22 protein-coding genes are annotated in these 23,324 nt (G+C 49.7%); 10 read left to right on the forward strand and 12 right to left on the reverse strand.

The genetic code is table 11. From position 1 onward, the window contains the following. Positions 1-27: 27 nt before the first annotated feature. Positions 28-1,071, reverse strand: coding sequence for a bifunctional diaminohydroxyphosphoribosylaminopyrimidine deaminase/5-amino-6-(5-phosphoribosylamino)uracil reductase RibD (gene ribD, locus ICL07_RS18605; RefSeq protein WP_188089525.1), 1,044 nt, complete (start codon positions 1,069-1,071; stop codon positions 28-30). Positions 1,072-1,177: 106 nt separating this feature from the next. Between ribD and prmC the strand changes: the two genes are divergently transcribed. Continuing rightward, the gene (gene prmC, locus ICL07_RS18610) at positions 1,178-2,029 is read left to right on the forward strand and encodes a peptide chain release factor N(5)-glutamine methyltransferase (RefSeq protein ID WP_188089526.1); all 852 of its coding nucleotides are present in this window, start codon (positions 1,178-1,180) and stop codon (positions 2,027-2,029) included. Between the two features lie 173 nt (positions 2,030-2,202). Here the strand turns inward: prmC and ICL07_RS18615 are convergent, their stop codons facing one another. From ICL07_RS18615 to pepT, 3 genes are all read right to left on the reverse strand, one after another. Continuing rightward, positions 2,203-2,598 carry an ExbD/TolR family protein gene (locus ICL07_RS18615; RefSeq protein ID WP_168806256.1) on the reverse strand — a complete coding sequence of 132 codons (396 nt, stop codon included), beginning with the start codon at positions 2,596-2,598 and terminating at the stop codon, positions 2,203-2,205. 12 nt (positions 2,599-2,610) lie between these two features. Continuing rightward, positions 2,611-3,324 carry a MotA/TolQ/ExbB proton channel family protein gene (locus ICL07_RS18620; protein ID WP_188089527.1) on the reverse strand — a complete coding sequence of 238 codons (714 nt, stop codon included), beginning with the start codon at positions 3,322-3,324 and terminating at the stop codon, positions 2,611-2,613. A gap of 107 nt (positions 3,325-3,431) precedes the next feature. After that, positions 3,432-4,679 (reverse strand): peptidase T, encoded by a 1,248-nt coding sequence (pepT, locus tag ICL07_RS18625; protein WP_188089528.1) that lies wholly within the window; start codon positions 4,677-4,679, stop codon positions 3,432-3,434. A gap of 194 nt (positions 4,680-4,873) precedes the next feature. On the opposite strand from pepT, the gene metE reads away from it, so the two are divergent. From metE to ICL07_RS18640, 3 genes are read left to right on the forward strand one after another with little or no spacing between them, the layout of a single operon-like run. Next, a complete protein-coding gene (gene metE, locus ICL07_RS18630) occupies positions 4,874-7,162 on the forward strand; it encodes a 5-methyltetrahydropteroyltriglutamate--homocysteine S-methyltransferase (protein ID WP_188089529.1) in 2,289 nt (762 codons plus the stop codon). 34 nt (positions 7,163-7,196) lie between these two features. Further along, positions 7,197-7,406: a cysteine-rich CWC family protein gene (locus tag ICL07_RS18635; RefSeq protein WP_188089530.1), complete on the forward strand. Its 210-nt coding sequence runs from the start codon at positions 7,197-7,199 to the stop codon at positions 7,404-7,406. Between the two features lie 8 nt (positions 7,407-7,414). Then, positions 7,415-7,807, forward strand: coding sequence for an acyl-CoA thioesterase (locus tag ICL07_RS18640; protein WP_188089531.1), 393 nt, complete (start codon positions 7,415-7,417; stop codon positions 7,805-7,807). Between the two features lie 59 nt (positions 7,808-7,866). Here ICL07_RS18640 and ICL07_RS18645 read toward each other — a convergent pair whose 3' ends face one another. Further along, positions 7,867-8,295 carry an FKBP-type peptidyl-prolyl cis-trans isomerase gene (locus ICL07_RS18645; RefSeq protein WP_188089532.1) on the reverse strand — a complete coding sequence of 143 codons (429 nt, stop codon included), beginning with the start codon at positions 8,293-8,295 and terminating at the stop codon, positions 7,867-7,869. 102 nt (positions 8,296-8,397) lie between these two features. On the opposite strand from ICL07_RS18645, the gene ICL07_RS18650 reads away from it, so the two are divergent. Further along, entirely contained in the window at positions 8,398-9,570 is a 1,173-nt protein-coding gene (locus ICL07_RS18650; RefSeq protein WP_188089533.1) for an exo-beta-N-acetylmuramidase NamZ family protein, read from the forward strand. A gap of 20 nt (positions 9,571-9,590) precedes the next feature. Next, positions 9,591-10,517 (forward strand): methionyl-tRNA formyltransferase, encoded by a 927-nt coding sequence (fmt, locus tag ICL07_RS18655; RefSeq protein ID WP_246485090.1) that lies wholly within the window; start codon positions 9,591-9,593, stop codon positions 10,515-10,517. Positions 10,518-10,723: 206 nt separating this feature from the next. Here the strand turns inward: fmt and ICL07_RS18660 are convergent, their stop codons facing one another. From ICL07_RS18660 to hemH, 7 genes are all read right to left on the reverse strand, one after another. After that, entirely contained in the window at positions 10,724-11,695 is a 972-nt protein-coding gene (locus ICL07_RS18660; protein WP_188089534.1) for a LysM peptidoglycan-binding domain-containing protein, read from the reverse strand. 211 nt (positions 11,696-11,906) lie between these two features. Further along, positions 11,907-13,343 carry a methyltransferase RsmF C-terminal domain-like protein gene (locus tag ICL07_RS18665; protein WP_343071078.1) on the reverse strand — a complete coding sequence of 479 codons (1,437 nt, stop codon included), beginning with the start codon at positions 13,341-13,343 and terminating at the stop codon, positions 11,907-11,909. A gap of 205 nt (positions 13,344-13,548) precedes the next feature. Next, a complete protein-coding gene (locus tag ICL07_RS18670) occupies positions 13,549-15,102 on the reverse strand; it encodes an NAD(P)(+) transhydrogenase (Re/Si-specific) subunit beta (protein ID WP_188089535.1) in 1,554 nt (517 codons plus the stop codon). A gap of 23 nt (positions 15,103-15,125) precedes the next feature. Continuing rightward, positions 15,126-15,434 (reverse strand): NAD(P) transhydrogenase subunit alpha part 2, encoded by a 309-nt coding sequence (locus tag ICL07_RS18675; RefSeq protein ID WP_188089536.1) that lies wholly within the window; start codon positions 15,432-15,434, stop codon positions 15,126-15,128. Positions 15,435-15,477: 43 nt separating this feature from the next. Continuing rightward, complete coding sequence (locus ICL07_RS18680; RefSeq protein WP_188089537.1) at positions 15,478-16,617, reverse strand: Re/Si-specific NAD(P)(+) transhydrogenase subunit alpha; 1,140 nt, start codon at positions 16,615-16,617, stop codon at positions 15,478-15,480. A gap of 61 nt (positions 16,618-16,678) precedes the next feature. Then, positions 16,679-18,028 carry a protoporphyrinogen oxidase gene (gene hemG / locus ICL07_RS18685; protein WP_188089538.1) on the reverse strand — a complete coding sequence of 450 codons (1,350 nt, stop codon included), beginning with the start codon at positions 18,026-18,028 and terminating at the stop codon, positions 16,679-16,681. Between the two features lie 10 nt (positions 18,029-18,038). After that, positions 18,039-19,082: a ferrochelatase gene (hemH, locus tag ICL07_RS18690; protein WP_188089539.1), complete on the reverse strand. Its 1,044-nt coding sequence runs from the start codon at positions 19,080-19,082 to the stop codon at positions 18,039-18,041. A gap of 297 nt (positions 19,083-19,379) precedes the next feature. On the opposite strand from hemH, the gene hemA reads away from it, so the two are divergent. Genes hemA through hemE form a run of 4 tightly spaced genes read left to right on the forward strand, consistent with a single transcriptional unit; the run spans position 19,380 to position 23,320 of the window. Beyond that, positions 19,380-20,633 (forward strand): glutamyl-tRNA reductase, encoded by a 1,254-nt coding sequence (hemA, locus tag ICL07_RS18695; protein WP_188089540.1) that lies wholly within the window; start codon positions 19,380-19,382, stop codon positions 20,631-20,633. A 5-nt stretch (positions 20,634-20,638) separates the two neighbouring features. Continuing rightward, positions 20,639-21,559, forward strand: a complete 921-nt coding sequence (hemC, locus tag ICL07_RS18700) for a hydroxymethylbilane synthase (RefSeq protein ID WP_188089541.1) — start codon at positions 20,639-20,641, stop codon at positions 21,557-21,559. 16 nt (positions 21,560-21,575) lie between these two features. Further along, positions 21,576-22,295, forward strand: coding sequence for a uroporphyrinogen-III synthase (locus ICL07_RS18705; protein ID WP_223151984.1), 720 nt, complete (start codon positions 21,576-21,578; stop codon positions 22,293-22,295). Then, complete coding sequence (gene hemE, locus ICL07_RS18710; protein ID WP_188089543.1) at positions 22,292-23,320, forward strand: uroporphyrinogen decarboxylase; 1,029 nt, start codon at positions 22,292-22,294, stop codon at positions 23,318-23,320. The genes ICL07_RS18705 and hemE overlap by 4 nt, the downstream gene beginning before the upstream one ends. The last annotated feature ends 4 nt before the right edge of the window (positions 23,321-23,324 follow it).

Genomic DNA, 23,324 nt, shown 5'->3' on the forward strand with positions numbered 1-23,324 from the left:
AATTTAGAAAAACCAGATATGCTTGTCTTAACCGCGACGGTATATATCAATACGATCCTCCTGCAGGTACAGGCGCTCTTCTATTACCGCCTGCGGCAATGCCGGCGCTGCCAGTCCATCCGGCAGTGTAGCCGTTCCCGTTATCACGCGCGCTTCATCCCACAGGTCTGTTTCCAGGAAACGCTGTAACACATAAGGACCACCTTCTACCAACACGCTCTGTATATGACGCTGGTAAAGGTGTTGCATCAGTTGTGGCAACAACGGCAGGGTAAAATCCAGCTGCATCATTTCCACCTTTCCTTCCTTCACCGATTGTTCCGCAGTGATGAAGATAGTAGGAATACGGCCATCCCACAGGTGATGGGTACGCGGCACCGTCAGCGCCCTGTCAATCACCAGCCGCACGGGGCTTTTACCAGGCCACAGCCGGGTATTGAGCTGAGGATTGTCTACTATCGCCGTGCGGGTACCTACCAGGATAGCCATCTCCTCACTGCGCCAGCGGTGTACCAGCCGGTCGCTCCATTGGTTGGAGATACGTACCGGAGCGCCACCGGGGCCTGCCACAAAGCCATTCCGGCTCTGTGCCCATTTGAGGATGATATAGGGCCGCTGTTGTTCATGAAATGTAAAGAAACGGCGGTTGATAGCTCTGCAGGCCGCTTCCAGTATACCGGTGTGTACTTTGATGCCTGCCTTTTTCAGTTTTTCGATACCCTTTCCTGCTACCGCTGAAAAAGTATCCACACAACCGATTACTACTTCCGGGATTTTCTCCGTTACGATCAAATCCGCACAGGGTGGCGTTTTACCATGATGGGCACAGGGTTCCAGGCTCACATACATGGTGGCCCGCTGTATCAGTGGCCGGTCTTCCGCGGTGACGCTGTTCACACAATTCACCTCCGCATGTGCCTGTCCATATTGCCGGTGGTAGCCTTCTCCGATAATACGGCCCTGATGTACCAGTACCGCGCCTACCATTGGATTGGGCGCCGCGTTACCGCGACCCATAGCGGCCAGTTCCAGACAGCGCCTCATAAAAAATTCATGGTTCGTGCTATTCATGATACCCTGTTAAGTAATATTTTTGCCAAAATTACGTTTTTAGCCGACGGAAAATGCTAATAAACCCCTGGTTTGTGTTTTTCAACGGATTCTTAAATTATCAATTTTGACAATACAAACAGCCTTTACCTATATCACAGGTGCCATAGGCGATTTATACGATACGCGCGAAGCCGCCAATATTGCCCATCTCGTATTGGAGCATATAACAGGCATGAATAAACTGGACCGGCTCGTGCACAAAGCTAAATTGTTGACGCCCGACCAGAACGTACGCCTCAAAAGCGCTATAGAAGCGCTGCAACGCATGGAGCCTGTACAATATGTCACCGGTTCCAGCTGGTTTTACGGGATGGAACTCACGGTGAACCAGCATGTACTCATTCCCCGGCCGGAAACGGAAGAACTGGTCGCCTGGATTATACAGGACCTGGCGGGGCATCCCCGTCCGCATCTGCTGGACATCGGCACCGGCAGTGGTTGTATTCCGCTGGCATTAAAACAAAACATCCCCGGGGCCATAGTGGCTGCCATTGATGTGAGCGAAGCAGCGCTGTCCGTAGCGAAGGACAATGCTGTCCGCCTGCGGCTGGAAGTAGATTTCCTTTACCTCAGCGCCCTCGATGAACAGCAAATGAATACCCTGCCTGCATTTGACGTGATCGTCAGCAATCCGCCTTATATCACACAAAGTGAACAGGCCAGTATGCAACAGCAGGTATGGGGATTTGAACCATCACTCGCCCTGTTTGTGCCCGACAATGATGCCCTGTTATTTTACCGGCATATTGCCCGTACCGCACTACAGAAGCTGCATCCCGGCGGCGCCCTGTATTTCGAGATCAATGAATCACTGGGCCGGGAGGTAGTGGCCCTGCTGCAATCCATGGGATTCAAAGATGTTGTCCTGCGACAGGATATGTTCGGGAAAGACAGAATGGTGAAAGCATTTGTATAGGGTTCTCGCAAAGACGCAAAGCAGCAAAGAGCGCAAAGATTATTAAAGCGACTAAAGAAAGCAAAGGAGCGAAGATCAATTGCTGGTCTTCGCTCCTTTGCTTTCTTTAAAAAACTTAATAAAAAACTTTGCGCTCTTTGCTGCTTTGCGTCTTTGCGAGAATCAGCGGCAAACTACTGTTTAGCCGTAGCCAGCACTACTTTCGCGCCTATTTGTTTGGCGATCTCCATCACATTCACCACATCTTCAATCGGCACTGATTTCTCAGCATTGATCACAATGGTAGGGTCCACCTTTTCGTTGGCGACAGCCGGAGCCAGAGCCTGTTTCAGGCCTTCAAAAGGTACTTTGGTGGTTCCTACGAAGAACTCGTGTTTTTCGTTGATGCTTACTACCACCGTTTGTTTGGCTTTGGTATTGCTCTGTGCTTTTGGCAACATCAGTTTGATGACGTTGGGATTGGCCAGTGTGGAAACAATCAGGAAGAACAACAGCAGAATGAACAGGATGTCATTCAATGCCGAGTTGTGCATCTCCACGTGTTTCTTATTTCTCCTGCGTAAATTCATGAGCGGTGGTTTTTAGCGGGTAGGTTCCTGCAGAATGTCAGTAAACTCAGCTGAAGCGCCTTCCATCTTGTTAACAACCTTGTCTATCTGTGCATTCAGGAAACTGTAACCGATAAAGGCCACAATACCGATGATCAAACCAGTGGCGGAAGTAATCATCTTTACATAGATACCGCCTGCGATAGTACCCAGGGTAATATCAGAAGTAATGGAGATATTAAAGAAGGTCTGGATCATACCCGCAATGGTACCCAGGAACCCGAACATCGGCGCGATACCTGCGATGATAGAAAGGATCACCAGGTTCTTTTCCATCCGGTAAATTTCCAGTTTACCGACGTTTTCCATGGATTTCTCAATGGAATCGATTGGTTTGCCGATACGCTGGATGCCTTTATCAATCATCCGGGCAATAGGTCCCTGCGTGTTTTTAGCGAGGGAACGGGCGCCCTGGATATTACCGGAAGTGATCTGGTCACGGATCATCGGCATAAAATTATCTTCCAGCCGGCCAGCTTTTGCAATCGTCAGATACCTTTCTACAAACACATATACGGCTACCACGGAGAGTACGCCCAGGGGAATCATGAGTACGCCCCCCTTCATGAGCATATCGATCAGGTGTATCTGTTGTTGCGGTGCAGCGGTGGCATTGGCGGCCTGCGATAAAGAGTCGGCCTTGGTCAGCAATGTATCCTGCAAAAATGTGATGAGCCCTAGTATCATGTTTGGATTTTCTTTCTATTAACGGTTAAAATAGTAAAATAATTACGAATTGTGAACAACGAATGATGAATGGCCTTCATCATCCGTTATACACCCGTTGTAACTGATCAGGCCTTTTCCTCCCAAACTTGTGCCAGATATACGATTGTCTGTACGGCTTTCTGCATATCCTGGATACTTACGTATTCCTGTTTGCTGTGGAGAGCCATTTCACCGGTAAAAATATTAGGGCAGGGCAATCCCATGAAAGACAGGCGGGAACCGTCTGTACCACCGCGGATGCTCATTTTCAGCGGCTGTACGCCGGCCCGGCGGATCGCTTCTGCGGCATAGGCAGTCACCTCCGGATGGTGGTCCAGTACTTCTTTCATATTACGGTATTGTTCCGTCACCTTCAACGTAGCCCTGGCGCCGGGATAGCGCTCCAGTACCTTGTCCATCTGGCGGCGCAGGAAAGCCTCGTGGGATTCCAGGTTGGATGTTTCAAAGTCACGGATAATAAAATCGATCTCTGTTTTTTCTACGGTACCACCTATACGTACCGGGTGGATAAATCCTTCCCTGTCTTCTGTTGTTTCGGGAGAAAGAATATCTTTTGGCAGGGCATCCACAATTTCACCGGCGATCTTGATAGCACTCACCAGTTTATTTTTAGCCGCGCCGGGATGGGCGCTGATACCATATACGGTAATACGGGCGCCGTCGGCAGAGAAGTTCTCATCTTCCAGGGAGCCCAGTTCGCCGCCATCCATGGTATAACCAAATTGTGCGGCGAGTTTTTTCATGTCTACTTTTTCCACACCACGGCCCACTTCTTCATCCGGAGTGAACAGAATGCGGATAGCGCCATGTTTTACTTCCGGATGCGTCATCAGGAAATGAGCGGCGTCCATGATTTCAGCTACACCGGCTTTATCGTCTGCGCCCAGCAGTGTGGTACCGCTGGCGGTAATGATATCATCCCCTTTTTTTTCCGCGAGGTAAGGATGTTCACGCGGACTGATCACTACATGACTATCATCAGGCAATACGATGTCGCCTCCGTCATAGTTGCGATGCACGATCGGCTTTACGCCGGTGCCGCTGCTATCAGAAGAAGTGTCCACATGGGAACAGAAACAAATCACCGGTACCTGTTTATCGGTATTAGCCGGAATGGTAGCGTATACGTAGCCATGTTCATCCAGTTCTGCGTCTGTAATGCCCATCTCGTGCAGTTCCTGTACCAGGAGGCGGGACAGGTCCTTTTGTTTCTCTGTAGTCGGAAAGCTGGTGCTTTGCGGATCGGATTGCGTATCTATCTGCGCATAACGAATGAAGCGCGTATCAACTGTATAAGCGTAATTTTTAAACATATTGCAAACCTAAGGAAAAAACCGGTGCTCCCTTTTGCCGTAAAATATTCTGTTTAACCATCGCCCACAATGTCATATTCCGTAAAATATTCTACATAATGGCGTTTATTTAACACAAAACACCAAATATTTTTATAATAACAAAACAAACATACAAAATAATAGGTTTGCCGGGAATAAAATACATCCTACATATGATGACCAATATTCCAGGCTACCCACGGATAGGCAGCCAGCGGGAACTGAAGAAAGCTTGTGAAAACTACTGGGCCGGCAAAATTTCTCTTGAGAAACTGGAGCTAACGGCAAGGCTACTACGAAAAGAACACTGGGAAACCCTTCAGCAGGCCGGTATAGACCTGATCCCCTCCAACGATTTCTCTTTTTATGATCAGATGCTCGACATGAGTATGGCCCTGGGTGTGATACCCGCCCGTTTCCAGGAGCTGCGCCGCTCCTTTGCCAACCCTCAATGCCTGGAGCTGTATTTCGCCATGGCCCGGGGTTATCAGAAAAACGGCTTCGATCTTACGGCAGTGGAAATGACCAAATGGTTCGATACCAATTATCATTACCTGGTACCTGAATTCGACGACAGCCAGACATACGGACTGCAATCCAATAAGAGTGTAACGGAATTCCAGGAAGCGCTGCAACAGGGCATCCGTACCAAACCGGTACTCATCGGCCCCGTTACGTATATACTTTGCGGTAAAATAAAAAAAGCGGAACTTACCCATGCGGCCCTGCTGCAACAGCTGCTACCCGCGTACCTGGAACTGCTGGCAGCACTCCGCAACGCCGGAGCCGACTGGATACAACTGGATGAACCCTGCCTGGTAACCGACCTCGATCCGGCTGACCAGCTACTGTATCAGCAGGCTTACGCCGCTATCCGCGAAGCATTTCCGGAATTGAAACTTTTGCTCACCACTTATTTCGGTGCGTTGGAAGACAATACCAGTCTGGCTTTATCACTGCCGGTGAATGCGCTGCATATAGACCTGGTACGCGCACCGGAACAACTGGAAACCATCCTCACTGATTTTCCGGAAACCATGCAGCTCTCACTGGGCGTGGTAGACGGCCGCAACATCTGGAAAAACGATTATACTGCTTCGTTGGCGCTGATTAACCGCGCTGTGCAGGCCCTCGGCCAGGAACGGGTGATACTGGGCACTTCCTGCTCCCTGCTGCACACCCCCTACAATCTGGATGACGAAACTACGCTGGACCCTGTCATCAAACAATGGATGGCTTTTGCCAGGCAGAAAGTAGCGGAAGTGGTAGCACTGAAACAGATCGCTGCCGGAGATACCACGTTGCTGACAGCCAATCAACAGGTAATGGAACAGCGCAAAACAGCCCCCGGTATTCATGTACCGGCTGTAAAAGCACGCATGGCAGGCATTACCGCCGACGACTTTGCCCGTCAGCGGAGTTTTGCGGAACGCCAGCCCCTGCAACAACAGAAACTGCAACTGCCCCTGCTGCCGACTACTACCATCGGTTCTTTCCCGCAAACCGTAGAAATACGGCAATTACGCTCCAATCTCAAAAAAGGATATATCACCGTAGCACAATACGATGCGGATATCAGCGCCGCTATCCGCGAAGTCATCAGCTGGCAGGAATCCCTGGGACTGGATGTACTGGTGCACGGCGAATTTGAGCGGAATGACATGGTAGAATATTTTGGTGAACAACTGGAAGGTTTTCTTTTCACGCAAAACGGATGGGTACAGAGTTATGGGTCCCGTTGTGTAAAACCACCTGTCATCTACGGCGACGTATGGCGTCCGCAGCCGATGACCGTTGCCTGGAGCCAATACGCACAATCGTTGACCAGCAAACCGGTGAAAGGAATGCTGACCGGTCCGGTGACCATTCTGCAGTGGTCTTTCGTGAGAAATGACCAACCCCGTATGGATACTGCGTTTCAGATAGCGCTGGCCATCCGTGATGAAGTAAAGGACCTGGAAGATGCAGGTATTACCATCATACAGGTAGATGAACCGGCGCTGCGTGAAGGTTTGCCGCTGCGCAAAAGTCAGCAGGACACCTACCTTCGGCAGGCAGTGGATGCATTCCGGTTATCCGTAGCCCCGGTGCAGGATACCACACAGATACATACCCACATGTGTTATGCTGAGTTCAACAATATCATCGCACACATCGCTGCGATGGATGCAGACGTGATTACCATGGAGACTTCCCGTTCCCAGATGGAACTGCTGGAAGCTTTTGCCGACTTCCGTTATCCGAATGAAACAGGACCGGGTGTATACGATATCCATTCTCCCCGTGTGCCGGGCGTAGTTGAAATGAGTAAGCTGCTGCACCGGGCCGCTGCACTGCTACCGGCGCGCAATATCTGGGTAAACCCCGACTGTGGCCTTAAAACAAGGAAATGGCCGGAAACGGAACAGGCCCTGCGTAACATGGTACAGGCAGCCCGCGAAGTGAGGAAACAGCTGGCCTGATTTTCATTCCTTCAGCATTTCGTACATTTGGTACATGCTGAAACATGAAATCGTCTCCTGCCCCCGCTGCAACCGGACTTTTGAATGCCGGGTCAACAGTATTCATCGCTGCCAGTGCAGCGGGGTACCACTTACACTGGAAGAACGTTTCAGAATCAGCGAAAAATACCAGGGCTGTCTCTGTGCAGACTGTCTGCTTGAACTCAAGGCTGTATTGGAACACCAGCCCAACGCTCCACTATAAATCATATCATGGCATACGAAGAACAGATCGAGAAATCAGTGACACGCATTTTCAAAGCAGTATTTCCCAACACAGTAAACCATTACGACACGCTTTTCGGCGGCACCGCCATGCATCTCATGGATGAAGTAGCCTTTATCACCGCTACCCGTTTTACGAAAATGCGCACGGTCACTGTATCATCAGACAGGATCGATTTCAAAAAACCTATTCCGCACGGAACTATTATCGAGCTGGTAGGAACAGTTGTGCATGTGGGTAATACCAGTCTGAAAGTAAGGGTGGATATTTATGTGGAGCAGATGTACATCGAACACCGGGAGCACGCTATCAGCGGCACTTTCACCTTTGTAGCGATAGATGAAAATAAAAAGCCGGTACCCATAAAAGTACCGGCATAAAAATATGACCGTTTGGTTATTTGATCATTTAAATATTTAAATGATCAAATAACCAAATATTATGCGATTTCCACCAGTTCCAGGTCAAACACCAGGTCCTGACCAGCCAGCGGGTGGTTAGCATCCAGGGTGATGAACTCAGAACCTACGGCTGCTACTCTCACCTGGAACACATGTCCTTCGGGATTGCTCATCTGCAATTCCATACCCACTTCAGGATTCAGATCGGGAGGAATGTTCGCTTTCGGGAACTCCATGATCATCTCATCGTTCTTCGGACCATATGCCTGATCAACAGGGATATGAATAGTTTTCTTCTCGCCCGGCTTCATATCCAGTACGCCATCCTCAAAGCCTTTGATGACCATGTGTGCACCTACTTTGAATTCCAGTGGAGCTCTACCCTCTGAAGAATCAAAAACGGTGTTATCGGTCAAACGGCCCGTATAGTGTACTTTCACAGTATCCCCGTTTTTAACAGCTTGCATAAATTAGTTGTTTATAGTGAATAATAGCCGCAAGATACTAAAACCGACCATATCTGCTCAATTTTTCTCTCTCCCATACTGGTTTTGACGTATCTTGACCCCATGAACCGTATATTGATCATTTGCACGCTTTTATGCGGCCTGCTCAGCTCCACGCAGGCACAGTACGCCTCCCATGTTATTACCGGAGCAGCACAAACCAATCAATACCTGCCACTGCTGAAAAACAAACGCGTGGCGCTGCTGGTCAACCAGACAGCCACGGTTGGTCAAACGCATCTGGTAGATACCCTGTTGAAACTACAGGTACACATCGCTAAAATATTCAGCCCCGAACATGGCTTCCGTGGCCAGGCAGATGCCGGTGAGAAAGTAGGTAACAGCACCGATAAAAATACCGGTCTCCCGGTGGTATCACTGTATGGCCAACACCGCAAAGCCACCGCAGCTGATTTGCAGGATGTAGATGTACTCATCTTCGATGTACAGGATGTAGGCGCCCGCTTCTATACCTACATCTCTTCCCTGCAGGAACTGATGGAGTCAGCTGCAGCCAACAACAAACCCATCATTGTATTAGACCGGCCTAATCCCAATGGCGATTATGTAGACGGTCCCGTGCTGGACACCGCTTTCCGTTCCTTTGTAGGCATGCAGCCTATTCCCATTGTACATGGCATGACAGTGGGCGAATATGCGCAAATGCTCAATGGTGAAGGCTGGCTGGCAAAAGGCTCAAAGTGTCAGTTGACTGTGATTCCCTGCGAAAACTACACCCATCACACGTTCTACAGCCTGCCGATCCCACCGTCACCTAACCTGCCCAATATGGCCGCAGTGAACCTGTACACTTCCCTCTGTTTCTTTGAAGGCACGCCTGTGAGCCTGGGACGGGGTACCAACAAGCCTTTCCAGCTGTTTGGCTCGCCGTTGTTTCCAAAGAAAGGATTTTCCTTTACCCCCCGCAGCGTAGCAGGCGCTAAAAATCCGCCGCTGAAAGACCAGCTGTGTTACGGTTTCGATCTCAGCGGAACAGCGGAATCAAAACCGGCAGCGCACCGTCAGATAGCTCTCAAATGGCTGTTGCAGGCCTATGCCCTGTACCCGGAAAAAGATAAATTCTTCAATTCGTTTTTTAATAAACTGGCCGGCAATGCACAGTTACAGGAACAAATCAAAAGCGGTATGTCCGAAGCGTTGATCCGCAAAAGCTGGGAACCCGGGCTGCAACAGTTTAAAGCGATCAGGGCAAAATACCTGCTGTACGAGGAATAATTCATTTACTTTTGTGATCTATGAATAAACAGCTTCGCATTGTTTTTATGGGAACGCCTGATTTTGCAGTCGCTTCCCTCGACATACTGGTAGAAAATGGATTTAATATCGTCGGCGTGGTCACAGCACCCGACAAGCCCGCTGGCCGTGGTTTACAGCTGCAGGAAAGTGCTGTTAAAAAATATGCTGTCAGCAAAGGGTTACCGGTATTGCAACCGGAGAAACTGAAAAATCCGGAGTTTATTGCACAGCTGTCCGCTCTCCGGGCCGACTTACAGGTAGTAGTCGCTTTCCGTATGTTGCCGGAAATGGTGTGGAATATGCCACCGGAAGGCACCATCAATGTACATGCCTCCCTGTTGCCCAATTACCGCGGCGCAGCGCCTATCAACTGGACGATCATCAACGGAGAAAAAGAATCCGGCGTAACCACTTTCAAACTACAGCATGAAATTGATACCGGTGATATTCTCTTCTCCGATAAAGTAGCGATCCGGGAGGATGAAACCGCCGGAGAACTGCATGATGAACTAATGCATACCGGCGCCCGCCTGTTGCTCAAAACAGTACAGGCCATTGCGGCAGGTAATGTACACGAAACACCACAGGCCCATATCGCAGCAGCAGATGTCAAACATGCACCTAAAATATTCAAGGAAACCTGTCAGATCAACTGGCAGGAGCCGCTGGATAAAATCTATAACCTGGTGCGCGGCCTGAGTCCGTATCCGGCTGCCTGGACCATGTTACAAGACAAAAGCATCAAGATATACAAAGCGCACAAGGAAGCCGGCCAGCCATCTATCGCTCCCGGTGAGTTTGATACAGACGAGAAAACCTATGTAAGAATCGCTGCTACTGATGGTTATCTTTATCTCGATGAAGTACAACTGGAAGGCAAAAAAAGAATGGATATCGCCGCGTTTTTGCGGGGATACCGGTTTTAGTCTCGCAAAGCATTCTAAGAGAGCAAAGAGCGCAAAGGCTTTTTGTTAAGATTAATAAGAAAGCAAAGGAGCGAAGATCAAATGTTGATCTTCGCTCCTTTGCTTTCTTTGCTCAGTTATGTAACCTTTGCGAGACTCCTTTGCTTTCTTACTATTCGCTTGAATGACCTTTGCGCTCTTTGCTCTCTTAGAATGCTTTGCGAGACCTAGTTATCGTAGCTCAGTTCGCAGTAGAAGCGGGTATCGCTGGTACCCAGTGCCTGCATGGCGCCATCGCTCAGTTTTACGATCAGGCCGGCATTGGATTTCATCTGCGGGATAACGTCCAGTACTTTAGCGTAGATAGACTTACCGTTCAGCGGGTTGGTGACTTTGATGATGGTACCCCGTGCTGCAGTGTTATGCAGCGCGTAGTATTTACCAACTGCATTGCTTTTAAACCAGGTACCAGGGCCTTTTTCCGAGGTAGCCTTTTTACCGCCGTTGGTTTGTTGTTCGTACATTTTTTCAAAGTCGCCGTTGGCTACCACCGGCGCAGAAGGTTTGGATACCGGAGCGGGTGCTGGCGTGGACTCCGGAGAATCCACCACCGGCCGTGTTTCCGGTTCTTTTTTCACTTCCTTGCGGGGAGCTTCCACAACAGGTGTTACAGTCTCTGCCGGAGGCGCCTGTTCTTTAGGTTCATTTTTCGCTACTTCTTTACGGGGAGCCGGAGGCGGCGGGGCGCCTGCGCCACTGCCACTTTTCAGGTAACCTACAATGAGGTAGCCATCTTTTTTCAGACCATCGCCCTGGAAATTATTCCATTGGCGGATATTGTCCAGGGGAACTTTGTTGTGATTAACACTTACGCGGTATAAAGTTTCTTTGTCAGTCACTTTATGATACACCGGCGTACCACTGGCGTCCGCTTTCTGGGAGAAATTGGAAGCTGTGAGTGGAATATGCAGCATATGTCCCAACTGCAATCCCTGATCCATCGTAATCTTGTTGGCGGCAGCAATTTCTTTGGGGGGCACGCCGTAAGCACGGCTCAGGCTATAGAAGTTCTCTCCTTTTTTAACCACATGAGAGATGTAAAGAGCCGGTGTGGTACCCTGTACCAGCAGGGTATCCTGCGCTTTTACCACTCCTGCACTTAAACCAAACAAGGCTATTGATAGCATCGATTTTACCATACTAACTCTTTTTATGATTGAATGACCGTCCTCTTTCGGGCAACGAATATATGCGATAAAATTGATAAAAATATTTAATAAAACAAACGAAAAAACATGCTTTTTGTTGTTGGCATACGATCACATGTAATTCCGGCACATACCTGCAAACACTTGTTGGCAGCCTATTTCACAAATATGTAATCACGGGGTAAATAGCGCAGACATTTTTTTATAGTCCGCTGATATCTTTTAAAATACGGAGTTCTTTAGGATAATAATTATTCATGCGGTTGGGCAGTATTTTCGCCCAGCCCAGGGACATCTGACCGTAACGCATCAACGCCCAGCCTTTCACTGATGTATCGATGCCCGGATCTTCCTTACGCAGGTATTGCAACGCCGCTTTAAGCTCCAGGTCCACCACCGGCACGGAAGCTACCGTCAGTGGGCTCATCGCCAGCTGGTGATCGGGTATCAGTTCCTTCTTTCCCAGCTGCCCGGCTTTAACGCCCGCTTTGCGAATATACAACTGTTGTTGCAACAATGCGATGTCTGCCCCCAGCTGAGGTGATAAAATCAGGATTTCATCCTGGTGAGGCCAGTAACTGTAGCCATCGGGCAACTGTATCCATTGCGACAACAATTCTTTTTCTTTAACGCTAACAACAGGTTGTTTGGTTTCTTTACGTTTGCCGCTGCCTGCCATGTCCCGCTTGCGGAAACAGCTGATAAAGAATCCTTCTCCCTTCAACCGGTTGGGATAAAAACGGTACCCGGTACAATTTCGTTTAGTCGTTACCGTTGGTACTATCTGCCATGCTTCCGGTACATCCAGCGGGATATTTTCCAGTTCAAAATGATCAGCCAGCCAATCCAATATCACCTCATCTTCTTCTCTTGAAAAAGAACAGGTGGAATAAATCAACACGCCATCTTCTTTCAATGCAGGCAACACATCGGCTAAAATGCGCTGCTGCCGCTGACTACAGAGCGCCACATTTTCCAGCGACCATTCCGGTATCAGTTCCGGATCACGACGGAAAAGACCAGAACCGGAACAGGGCGCATCAATTACCACCAGGTCAAAATATCCCGGCAGCCGGCCGAAATCACGCGGATCATTATTGCTTACCACTACGTTGGCAGCGCCCCATTTACTGAGATTGTCCGCCAGCAAAGCAGCACGGGGTTTGATCACCTCGTTGGCCACCAGCAGGCTTTGTTCATTGAGCAACGATTGCAGCAAGGTAGATTTACCACCCGGCGCAGCGCAGAGGTCCAGCACCTTCAGCGGCTGACGAAGGTCCATCGTAGCCCGCACCGCATGTTCCAGGAACATGGAAGAGGCTTCCTGCACATAATAAGCGCCTGCATGGAAATAGGGATCAAACGTAAAAGACGGTCTTTGAGACAGGTAATACCCCGTTGTACTCCAGGGTACCCGTGCAGCATCAGCATCCGACAAAGCGGCAAGTATATTTCCCTGTACCCCGGGGGTACGTACTTTCAGCGGATTAAAACGTAAGGAAGTGATTTTTTCTGCGGCTGCATGTACCTGCTCAAACGGCGCCCGGTCAAAACCGGGAAGGCCCTCCAGAGAGGTTATCAGTGCTGCGGGTAATGGATTGGACAATGCGCTTTTTTCGCAAAAATACGGAGTGTTCACGCAAAGGTGCTAAGTTTTTTGAGCTTTTTTTAAGGAAGGGTTTTTATGAGGAATTTAAGAACGCAAAGGAGTGGAGATTATATTCTGTTTATTATCACAAAAACATAAAACAAAACAGGATCATACAAGGCAATCTCCGCTCCTTAGCGTTCTTAAATTTTCCTTAAAAAAAGTGCAAAAAACTTTGCGTCTTTGCGAGCAACTATTACACTTGCTTGATTTCTGCCACCAGCTGCTGTAATACCTGTTTGGCATCACCAAACAGCATGGAAGTCTTTGGTTGAAAAAACAGTTCGTTTTCGATGCCCGCATAACCAGGCTTCATACTACGTTTATTCACAATGACCAGTTTGGCATTTTCTACCTCCAGGATAGGCATCCCGTAGATAGGACTGGCAGGATCATTCTTGGCAGCGGGGTTTACCACGTCATTGGCGCCCAATACCAGCACCGCGTCTGTGGTAGACATTTCAGCATTGGCATCTTCCATTTCCAGCAATTTCTCGTAAGGCACATCAGCTTCGGCCAGCAGCACATTCATATGGCCGGGCATACGGCCAGCCACCGGATGTATCGCATATTTCACCTCCACCCCTTTATCTTCCAGCAATTTTTCCAGCTCATGACAGGCGTGTTGTGCCTGTGCTACCGCCAGCCCATACCCCGGAACAATCATCACTTTATTGGCGTAGGCCATTACCACCGCCGCATCAGACAGGCTGATTTCCTTGTAACTGCCCTGTTCCTTGCTGGTGGCCGCTGCTGCGGCGCCGCCACCAAAAGAGCCTATCAACACGTTTTTCAGCGAGCGGTTCATGGCTTTACACATCAGGATGGTGAGGATAGTACCGGCAGACCCTACCAGGATACCACCGGTGAGCATCACCGGGTTATTGTACAGGAAACCGCCGCAGGCTGCGGCTACGCCTGTAAAAGAGTTGAGCAGGGATATTACTACCGGCATATCGGCGCCGCCTATCGGCAATACGAAGAGGATACCGTAAATCAGCGCACAGATCAATATGAGATAAAACAATAATTGAAAAGAAAGCAAACCATCTACAGAACCGGCATCTACAGCAGCCTGTACACGCTGGTTCACTGTCAGAACCAATACGGCTGCCCCTATCACCACAATAGCCATGACCACCAGGTTCACAATATGTTGTCCTTTAAAAGCAAAATCCTTGATACGGCCATTAAGTTTTCCCCAGGCCACCACACTACCTGCAAAAGAAACAGCGCCGATAATGAGTCCCAGTAAGATAATCAGCAGATGTCCCCGCAGATCGGGATGCATACCGATTGTCACATTTCCGTTTCCATCGGCAACACCCTGCAATATCCGCTGCAGTTGTTGCACCATTTGTTCCCCTGCTGAAGAAAGCACCTCTCCGACATTAAAACGGGAATGTACCAGGTGATTAAACTCCACCACGGAAATCAGTGCCGCGCAGGCGCCGCCCATACCGTTGAACATACTCACCATTTCCGGCATGGCCGTCATCTTCACTTTTTTGGCAGCCATTACGCCGATCACCGTACCGATGAGGAGACCGGCAGCTATCCAGCCATAGTTATGCAGGTGTTTTCCTTCAGATTTATACAGGAAGATAGTGCCGAGAATAGCGAGCACCATACCGGCTGCCGCCACCAGATTGCCTTTGCGGGCGGTGTCCGGCTTACTGAGCATTTTGAGGCCAAGGATAAACGTAACAGAGCCGATCAGGTAGATAATAGATAGTACACTGAGTCCCATAAACATTGCGCTTTAAACCGTGATTACTTTTTCTTTTTGAACATCTCCAGCATACGGTCTGTTACCACAAAACCACCTACTACGTTGACCGTGCCCAGGATAACCGCCAGGAAGCCCAATATCAGCGCCAGGTAATTATCTGCCTCCGCCTGTCCCATGACAATAATGGCGCCTATGATCACTACTCCGTGAATAGCGTTGGCGCCACTCATCAACGGCGTATGCAACACGGAAGGTACCCGTGATATCACCTCCACCCCCAGGAAAATGGAAAGGATCACGATATAGATCAGCTCTATATGTTGTTGAAAAAAAGATAGGATATATTCCATGCTTGCGGTATTTGATTAGTCGGTACGGAATTACAATCCAGCGTCAGATACTGCTGGCAGCCGGTTTTGCGCTTTTCAGGCGCTCATGAACAACTTCACCGTTGTGGGTGATGCAGGCGCCCCGCACGATATCGTCCTCGAAATTCAGCTGCAGGTTTCCCTCTTTCGTCAATATGAGTTTAAGAAAATTGAATACGTTTTTAGCGTACAGTTTGCTGGCATCTGCCGGCATGGAAGCGGCGAGATTGGAGTTACCGATGATACTGACGCCCTGGTATAGCACGGTTTCATTGTTCTGTGTGAGGGCGGTGTTGCCTCCGGTGGCGGCGGCCAGGTCCACAATCACCGAGCCGCTCCGCATCTGGTCCAGCATAGGCTGGGTGACCAGCACCGGCGCTTTTTTGCCGGGTATCTGGGCGGTGGTGATCACAATATCCGCTTTGGCAATACTTTCTGCGATTTTAGCCTGTTGTTTTTGCTGATAGTCCGCACTTTGTTCTACCGCATATCCACCGGCAGCGGAGGCATCGGCTGCACCGTCTACTTCCACAAAACGGGCGCCGAGGCTCATCACTTCTTCTTTCACAGCGGGACGGGTGTCAAATACTTCCACTACCGCTCCCAGCCTTCTGGCGGTAGCAATGGCCTGAAGGCCAGCCACACCGGCGCCTAATATCAGCACTTTAGCCGGTGCAATACTGCCCGCGGCCGTCATAAACATGGGGAAATAACGGGAATAGCTATACGCCGCCAGCAATACCGCTTTGTACCCGGCAATATTGGCCTGGGAACTGAGTACGTCCATCACCTGCGCACGCGTGGTGCGGGGAATGGCATCAAGACTGAGGGCTGTAATATTACGGGAAGCCCAGTATTCCACCTCTTCGGGATGGAATAAGGGTTGTAATACACCCAGGATGATTTTCCCGGGCGGTATCTGCTCCGCCAGCTGCCGCGATGGCGGCTGGAGCGTAAAAATAATATCGGATTGGGAAAGGATGTCTGCCGCAGTTTTGATCTGCGCGCCCGCCTGCATATAGGCGTCATCGTTATAAAAGGCTTGTGCGCCGGCACCCTGCTCCACCCACACGGTTACCGACATCTGCTGCAGCTGCTTCACGATTTCAGGCGTGAGGGACACCCGGGTTTCGCCATTTTTTTCTTTTAAAATTCCTGCAATCATCTGGTGGAAATTTATAATGGAATTTAAAGAAAAAACGGCAACTACGAAACAAATTTGTTGATTAATTTTTCTTCAGCCTGTCCGCCAGTATGGCGGCATGCTGTATCAGCGCAGGCAACGCCACCCCCTGCACAAAATTACTTTTGAGCAGGATACCGGGATAGTTATGCTCCATCGTGGCAACGGCACTACGCAACTTTGCATGTCCGATGTTCAGCTGCGGAATGGCTTTCTGCAGAAAACTGAAATGCTGCATCATAGGAGCGGCGGTAAGCCCCAGCAGGGAACGTATTTCTTTTACTACCGTTTCCTGCAACTGCGCCGTTCCCAGCTCATCGAAATAACGCTCCTGCCGGGCGCCACCGATAAATACCGTCAGCAATAACTTGCCGGCCGGCGCTTTATGCGGGAAAATGGCGGAATTACAGATAGCGCCGAGGAAATGGAGCTTTTCTGCATCCGGTACCAGGAATCCGAAGCCCTCCAGCGGCTGAGGCAGGGCGCTGGCCTCAAAACCAAGATGCAACACGCCCATACGCGGATAGTATACCTGTTCCAGCAAGGCGGCCAACTCCCTATCGAGGGCAGACAACTGTTGCGCCGCAGTGAACGCCGGCGTGGTAACAATGATATGGTCCGCCTCCAGCAAGGTTTCCGTGCCTTTCTCTTCACACACCACCTGGTAACCACCATTAGCGGAAACCCTGATATTTTTTACGGTACACTGAAAACGTACCGGTGATTGCAAACGTTCCTGTAAACGCCGCGTCAGCGTTTGATTACCGCCGGCGAGACTAATGATTTTACGGCCACCCATTACGCCCTTTTCTTTCATAAGGCCTTTGGTAACACTACCGTATTCCCGCTCCCAGCGCGGCAATGCGGGCAATACCTCGCCGATGCTCAGCAAGTCAGGATTACCGGCATAGATACCGGACAAGATCGGATCAAATAAATAATCAGCTATTTCTTTGTTGAACCGGCGCTCCACAAAATGCGTCACGCTCTCTTCTCCCTTTACCGGCGCAGGTTTGCGAAATCGCTCGGTAAACAGGCGCCATTTGCTGCCACGACTGATATAATCAGACCCCATGATTTTGAACGGATGTGGCGACACAGCATGCAACCGGTTGTTTCTCACCAGGAAACGGTTTTTACTGGCAGCGGCAGCAGGTTGTATTTCCGGCTCCAGTCCCAGCTCCGCCAGGAACACCATCGTTTCCGGGGTAGCCGCAATGGTATTCGGACCAGCGTCCAGCTCAAAACCTTCCTTGTTGAATGACTGTATCATACCACCGCTATGGCCGGCAGCTTCCAGTACCTGGCAGGGTACGGACCTCTTTTGCAGCTCATAGGCGATGCTCAGGCCGGAAATACCGGCCCCAATGATCAAAACGGGTTTCTGTGGCATATGAACAAGATTATACGGTTTCCGTTTGCATGATCTGCTGACAATACTGAACAATGGCTTTTACCCACATCGGGTGTACATTCAGACATGGAATCATGGTAAAACTGTCACCACCGTTGCTGAGGAAAGTATGTTTTCCTTCTACCGCAATTTCTTCCAGTGTTTCCAGGCAATCAGACACAAATGCAGGACATACCACCAGCAGTTTTTTCTTTCCTTCTTTCGGTAAAGTTTCTAACAGTCCGGCTGTATAAGGTTTCAGCCATTCTTCCCGGCCCAGCCGCGATTGGAAGGAGATACCCCATTTCTCGCGCGGCAGTCCCAGTTTGGCTGCTACCAGTTCCGCTGTAATCGTTACCTGGTGGCGATAACAATATCCATGCGCGGGCGATTTCACATGGCAGCAATCAGTCACCTTCATACAATGCTGACCGGTAATATCCCCTTTGCGGATATGCCGCTCCGGCACGCCATGGTAGCTGAACAACACGTAGTCATGCTGCTGTTGCAGAAACGGGCGCATACTTTCTGCTACCGCATCGATATAAGCCGTCTCATCATAGAATGGCGGTATAATAGACAGCCTGAACTTGTATTTTTTCTTTTTGTAAATTTCTTTCGCATACTCCGCCGCTGTTTCATAGGAAGACATGGCGTAATGCGGATATAAAGGCAATACAATCACTTCCTTCAGCTGCGGGTTCTTTTTCAGCAGATTGTCAAACGCCACCTGTGGATGCGGATTACCATACCGCATGGCTATTTCCACCGGTACATCCATATCATGCTGCACCGCTGCCTGTAATTGTTTTGTCAGTACAACCAGGGGAGAACCATCTTCCCACCAGATAGAAGCATAAGCCTCCGCAGACTTCTCCGCACGGCGGGGAACGATGATGCCTTCAATCAGTATTTTACGGAACAGCCATGGATAATCAATCACGCGCTTGTCCATCAGAAACTCCAGCAGATAACGTTTTACATCGGGAACTGCCGTACTATCGGGTGAACCCAGATTCATCAGAATAATGCCAACTTCAGATTTAGATACCATGTGCTTTATAAATTGTTGCAAAAGTAAAGAACAAATACACATAAAATGCTACCGCTGCATAGGGCGTCCAGGGCCTGCTGCCAGCCCAAATGTCATGTTTTTGTAATGAATGGAATGGTATTTTTCGTATATTCGTGTCATCATCCGCCACAGGACACACGACATGCAAAAACTGATAAAAATCATTTTTTCATCGTACAGAACACCAGTAGGAGAAATGACACACTAATGACAGCCTAAACCCTTTTGTTTGCGGCGTATCCAAGTATTTTTGCAGCCGGAAGCTTATTCAAGAACATGCAGGTCAGTCACTCAAAAGAAATAGCAAATTTTCATATCGTTGGGATCAACTATAAGAAAACAGACGCTGCTATCAGGGGATTATACGCCATTAATCCGGCCCAATACCAACAACTCCTGGAGCATGCCAGGACTGTGCAATTAGATGATCTCTTTGTACTTTCCACTTGTAACCGAACAGAGATATACGGGTTCGCCAATACTCCCGGCGACCTGATAGACCTCTTATCCCGTGAAACACAGGGAGATCGTACACAACTGGAAGCACTTGCCTATATCAAATCCGGCGAAGAAGCCATCCGTCACCTGTACCAGGTAGGCACCGGCCTCGACTCCCAGATATTGGGCGACTATGAAATCATCGGCCAGATACGCAACGCTGCCAAATTCTCCAAAGCGCAACAGTGCCTGGGAAGTTTCCTTGAACGACTGGTCAACAGTGTGTTACAGGTATCCAAACTAATCAAAACAGAAACCGGTCTTAGTAAAGGCACCGTATCTGTGGCTTTTGCTACCGTACGCCTGCTGGAACGTCAATGCCCGGATATCCGCCATAAAAAAATAGTACTGGTAGGCGTCGGCAAAATAGGCCGTAACACCTGCAAGAACATGATAGAATACCTGGGCGTGAAAGAGGTAACCCTCATTAACCGTACCCTCCAGGTGGCCGCTGATTTCGCCGGCCAGCACGGACTACGTTATGCACCCTATGAAAACATGGTACCTGAAATGCAGGCCGCCGATGTGGTGCTCGTAGCTTCCAATGCGCCCGAACCTACCGTACTGGCTTCCCACTTCCGGGAATCCTCTCCCAAACTGATCGTTGACCTCTCCATTCCATTCAACGTGGAATCGGCTGTGGGCGACCTCGATCATGTTTCCCTCATCAACGTGGATGAACTCTCCAAAGTACAGGACGAAACCCTGCAAAACAGGCTGGGTGAAGTGCCTAAAGCGCTCGCCATTATCGACGAGCATATGACGGAATTCCTGTACTGGTACAAAATGCGCAAACATGCCGTTGTACTCAAAGCAGTGAAAGACAAACTACAGGAGATTCATACCCGCGAAATACAACAACAGAAAAACGGCTCCGGCTATAAAGTGGAGGATATGGAACAGGTATCTTCCCGTATCATCCAGAAAATGATCAACCTCATGGCAGGAAAGGTCCGCAAGGAAACAGACAAAAGCGACCTGTATATTGCGATGATCAACGATATTTTCGAGGCAGGAGTTAAGCAGGACTAATTATCATGGATAAAATTATCAGGATAGGCACAAGAGAAAGCCAGTTGGCCTTATGGCAGGCTCACCAGGTTAATGATCTGCTCACTGCACAGGGCTATAAAACAACCCTGGTGCCTATCAAAAGCGAAGGCGATATTGATCTCGTCACTCCCCTCTACGAAATTGGTGTACAGGGTATCTTCACCAAAAGCCTCGATCTGGCATTACTGAACAACCGCATCGACATTGCCGTTCACTCTTTTAAAGACGTGCCTACCCAGCTGCCACAACAGATTGTACAGGCAGCAGTGTTACCACGCGGACCGGTAAAAGACCTGCTGGTATATAAAACCGATACTGCTTTCCTGGACCAACCCGGCTATGTGGCTAATATCGCCACCAGCAGCGTTCGCCGTAAAGCACAGTGGTTACGGAAATATCCGCAGCACCAGCTGCACAACCTGCGCGGCAACGTCAATACCCGCCTGCAGAAGCTGGCCGCTGAAAACTGGGATGGCGCCATCTTCGCGGTGGCCGGCCTGGAAAGGATCAACGTACGCCCCGCTAATTCCATTGATCTCGACTGGATGCTGCCAGCCCCAGCGCAAGGCGCCGTGGTGGCCGTATGCCGGGAAGATGATCCTTTCTGCCGGGAAGCCTGCGCCGCTTTTAACCATGCAGAAACAGCCCTGGCAACCCATATTGAACGCGAATTCCTGCGCACCCTGATGGGCGGATGCACCACCCCTATCAGCGCGTACGCCCAAATAATTAACAACACCGTTCACTTCAGCGGAGAACTCTGCAGCCTCGATGGCTCAAAGTTCTTCAGCACCAGCCGCGAAGTACCGGTAGAACAGGCACAACACCTTGGCCAATCCGCTGCGGAAGAAATGATGGCCCGGGGCGGTGCTGAAGTAGTAGCTGAAATCAGAAATGCCCGATAATGTCAAATACCGCGTATTGTGTACCAGATCCCTGTCTGGCGAACTGATCACCGAAGCCGGTGATCACGGTATTGCTGTGGATGTACAGGATTTTATCCAGATAAAACCTGTAATCAACAAGGAATTGCTGGGAGAAGAAAACATGCGCCGTATTTTCAGCAATAGCGAAATACCACTCGTTTTTACCAGTGCACATGCGGTGAAGGTCTTCTCTGATCAGTATCTATACCAGGACGACACTTGTTTCGTAGTCGGCAATCCCATCTGTTGCATAGATGGCAATACCAAAAAACTGGTACAGGAAGAGTTTCCAACAAATGTTATTCTGGCGGAAGCCTCCTATGGCACAGACCTCGCAGCGGCCATCGTTGCCCTGGGCAACATCCGGGAAGTACATTTTTTCTGCGGTAACCAACGCCGCAACGAATTGCCGCAAGGCTTACGGGATGCGGGTATCAAGGTGAATGAATACGTGATCTACGAAAATAATCCTACGCCCGAAGTAGTAACCGATGCATACGATGGCGTCCTGTTTTTCAGTCCCAGTGCGGTAAAGAGCTTTTTCTCCGTCAACAAGCCTGCTCCTGAAACAGTTTGTTTTGCGATCGGTACCACCACAGCCGCAGCACTGGAAGATTATACCGATAATAAAATCATCACGGCGCCGTATACCGATGCGGCCTCCTTGGTGAAAACAGCTATATTTTACTTTAACAACATTAACTGCTACGAATGAGCGCATTGAAGAATGATTTATTGCTGAAGGCCCTTAGAGGCGAAACTGTTTCCCGCACACCCGTATGGATGATGCGTCAGGCAGGCCGCTATTTACCGGATTATATCAAACTGCGTGATAAATATAGCTTCTTTGAACGCTGTGAAAATCCTGAACTGGCTACTGAAATCACCGTGATGCCGGTAGACCAGGTAGGTGTGGATGCTGCCATCATTTTCTCCGACATCCTCGTGGTGCCGCAGGCAATGGGCATGGAAGTACAGCTGGTGGAAAAAGTAGGTCCCCTGCTACCCCAACCGGTGAAAGGCGCCCAGGATCTGCAACGTTTATGCGTTCCCGATGTACATGAAAGATTACATTATGTATTCGATGCCCTGAAGCTCACCAAACAAACCCTCGCCGGCCGCGTGCCGCTGATCGGCTTTGGCGGTGCGCCCTGGACATTGCTCTGTTATATGGTACAGGGTAAAGGCTCCAAAACTTTCGATGAAGCCAAAGCCTTCTGTTACCAGCAACCTGCTGTAGCCCATCAGCTGCTGCAGATGATCACCGACACCACCATCGCTTACCTGAAAGCACAGGTAGCCGCCGGCGCAGACACCGTACAGGTGTTTGATTCCTGGGGAGGCCTGTTGAGCCCGCAGGACTTTGAAACCTTCTCCCTGCAATACATCCGCCAGATCGTGGCTGCGATGAAAGACGTTTGTCCGACCATCGTATTTGCGAAAGGCGCCTGGTTCGCCCTGGAAGACATGGCCGCTACCGGCGCGCATGGCCTGGGTATCGACTGGTGCATCAAACCGGAACTGGCCCGCCAGTTCGCCGGCAGCAACATCACCCTGCAGGGCAACTTCGATCCGGCTAAACTGCTGGCCCCCATTCCTGAAATTGAGAAGTCAGTGAAAGAAATGCTGAAAGGATTTGGCCGTCAGCGTTACATCGCCAACCTGGGTCATGGCATTCTGCCTAACGTACCGGTAGATCATGCCAAAGCATTTGTTGAAACTGTTAAAGCACACGGCTAAACAT

Source organism: Chitinophaga qingshengii, assembly GCF_014529935.1.
Lineage (GTDB): Bacteria > Bacteroidota > Bacteroidia > Chitinophagales > Chitinophagaceae > Chitinophaga > Chitinophaga qingshengii.

Excerpts from the sequence above, each read along its gene's own strand:
- ICL07_RS18660 (WP_188089534.1), bottom strand. The coding sequence starts at position 11,695 with ATGGTAAAATCGATGCTATCAATAGCCTTGTTTGGTTTAAGTGCAGGA.
- metE (WP_188089529.1), top strand. The coding sequence starts at position 4,874 with ATGATGACCAATATTCCAGGCTACCCACGGATAGGCAGCCAGCGGGAA.
- ICL07_RS18645 (WP_188089532.1), bottom strand. The coding sequence starts at position 8,295 with ATGCAAGCTGTTAAAAACGGGGATACTGTGAAAGTACACTATACGGGC.
- ICL07_RS18635 (WP_188089530.1), top strand. The coding sequence starts at position 7,197 with ATGCTGAAACATGAAATCGTCTCCTGCCCCCGCTGCAACCGGACTTTT.
- hemG (WP_188089538.1), bottom strand. The coding sequence starts at position 18,028 with ATGCCACAGAAACCCGTTTTGATCATTGGGGCCGGTATTTCCGGCCTG.
- ICL07_RS18675 (WP_188089536.1), bottom strand. The coding sequence starts at position 15,434 with ATGGAATATATCCTATCTTTTTTTCAACAACATATAGAGCTGATCTAT.
- hemH (WP_188089539.1), bottom strand. The coding sequence starts at position 19,082 with ATGGTATCTAAATCTGAAGTTGGCATTATTCTGATGAATCTGGGTTCA.
- ribD (WP_188089525.1), bottom strand. The coding sequence starts at position 1,071 with ATGAATAGCACGAACCATGAATTTTTTATGAGGCGCTGTCTGGAACTG.
- hemA (WP_188089540.1), top strand. The coding sequence starts at position 19,380 with ATGCAGGTCAGTCACTCAAAAGAAATAGCAAATTTTCATATCGTTGGG.
- ICL07_RS18670 (WP_188089535.1), bottom strand. The coding sequence starts at position 15,102 with ATGGGACTCAGTGTACTATCTATTATCTACCTGATCGGCTCTGTTACG.
- fmt (WP_246485090.1), top strand. The coding sequence starts at position 9,591 with ATGAATAAACAGCTTCGCATTGTTTTTATGGGAACGCCTGATTTTGCA.
- ICL07_RS18640 (WP_188089531.1), top strand. The coding sequence starts at position 7,415 with ATGGCATACGAAGAACAGATCGAGAAATCAGTGACACGCATTTTCAAA.
- pepT (WP_188089528.1), bottom strand. The coding sequence starts at position 4,679 with ATGTTTAAAAATTACGCTTATACAGTTGATACGCGCTTCATTCGTTAT.
- ICL07_RS18650 (WP_188089533.1), top strand. The coding sequence starts at position 8,398 with ATGAACCGTATATTGATCATTTGCACGCTTTTATGCGGCCTGCTCAGC.
- hemE (WP_188089543.1), top strand. The coding sequence starts at position 22,292 with ATGAGCGCATTGAAGAATGATTTATTGCTGAAGGCCCTTAGAGGCGAA.
- ICL07_RS18620 (WP_188089527.1), bottom strand. The coding sequence starts at position 3,324 with ATGATACTAGGGCTCATCACATTTTTGCAGGATACATTGCTGACCAAG.
- ICL07_RS18615 (WP_168806256.1), bottom strand. The coding sequence starts at position 2,598 with ATGAATTTACGCAGGAGAAATAAGAAACACGTGGAGATGCACAACTCG.
- ICL07_RS18680 (WP_188089537.1), bottom strand. The coding sequence starts at position 16,617 with ATGATTGCAGGAATTTTAAAAGAAAAAAATGGCGAAACCCGGGTGTCC.
- hemC (WP_188089541.1), top strand. The coding sequence starts at position 20,639 with ATGGATAAAATTATCAGGATAGGCACAAGAGAAAGCCAGTTGGCCTTA.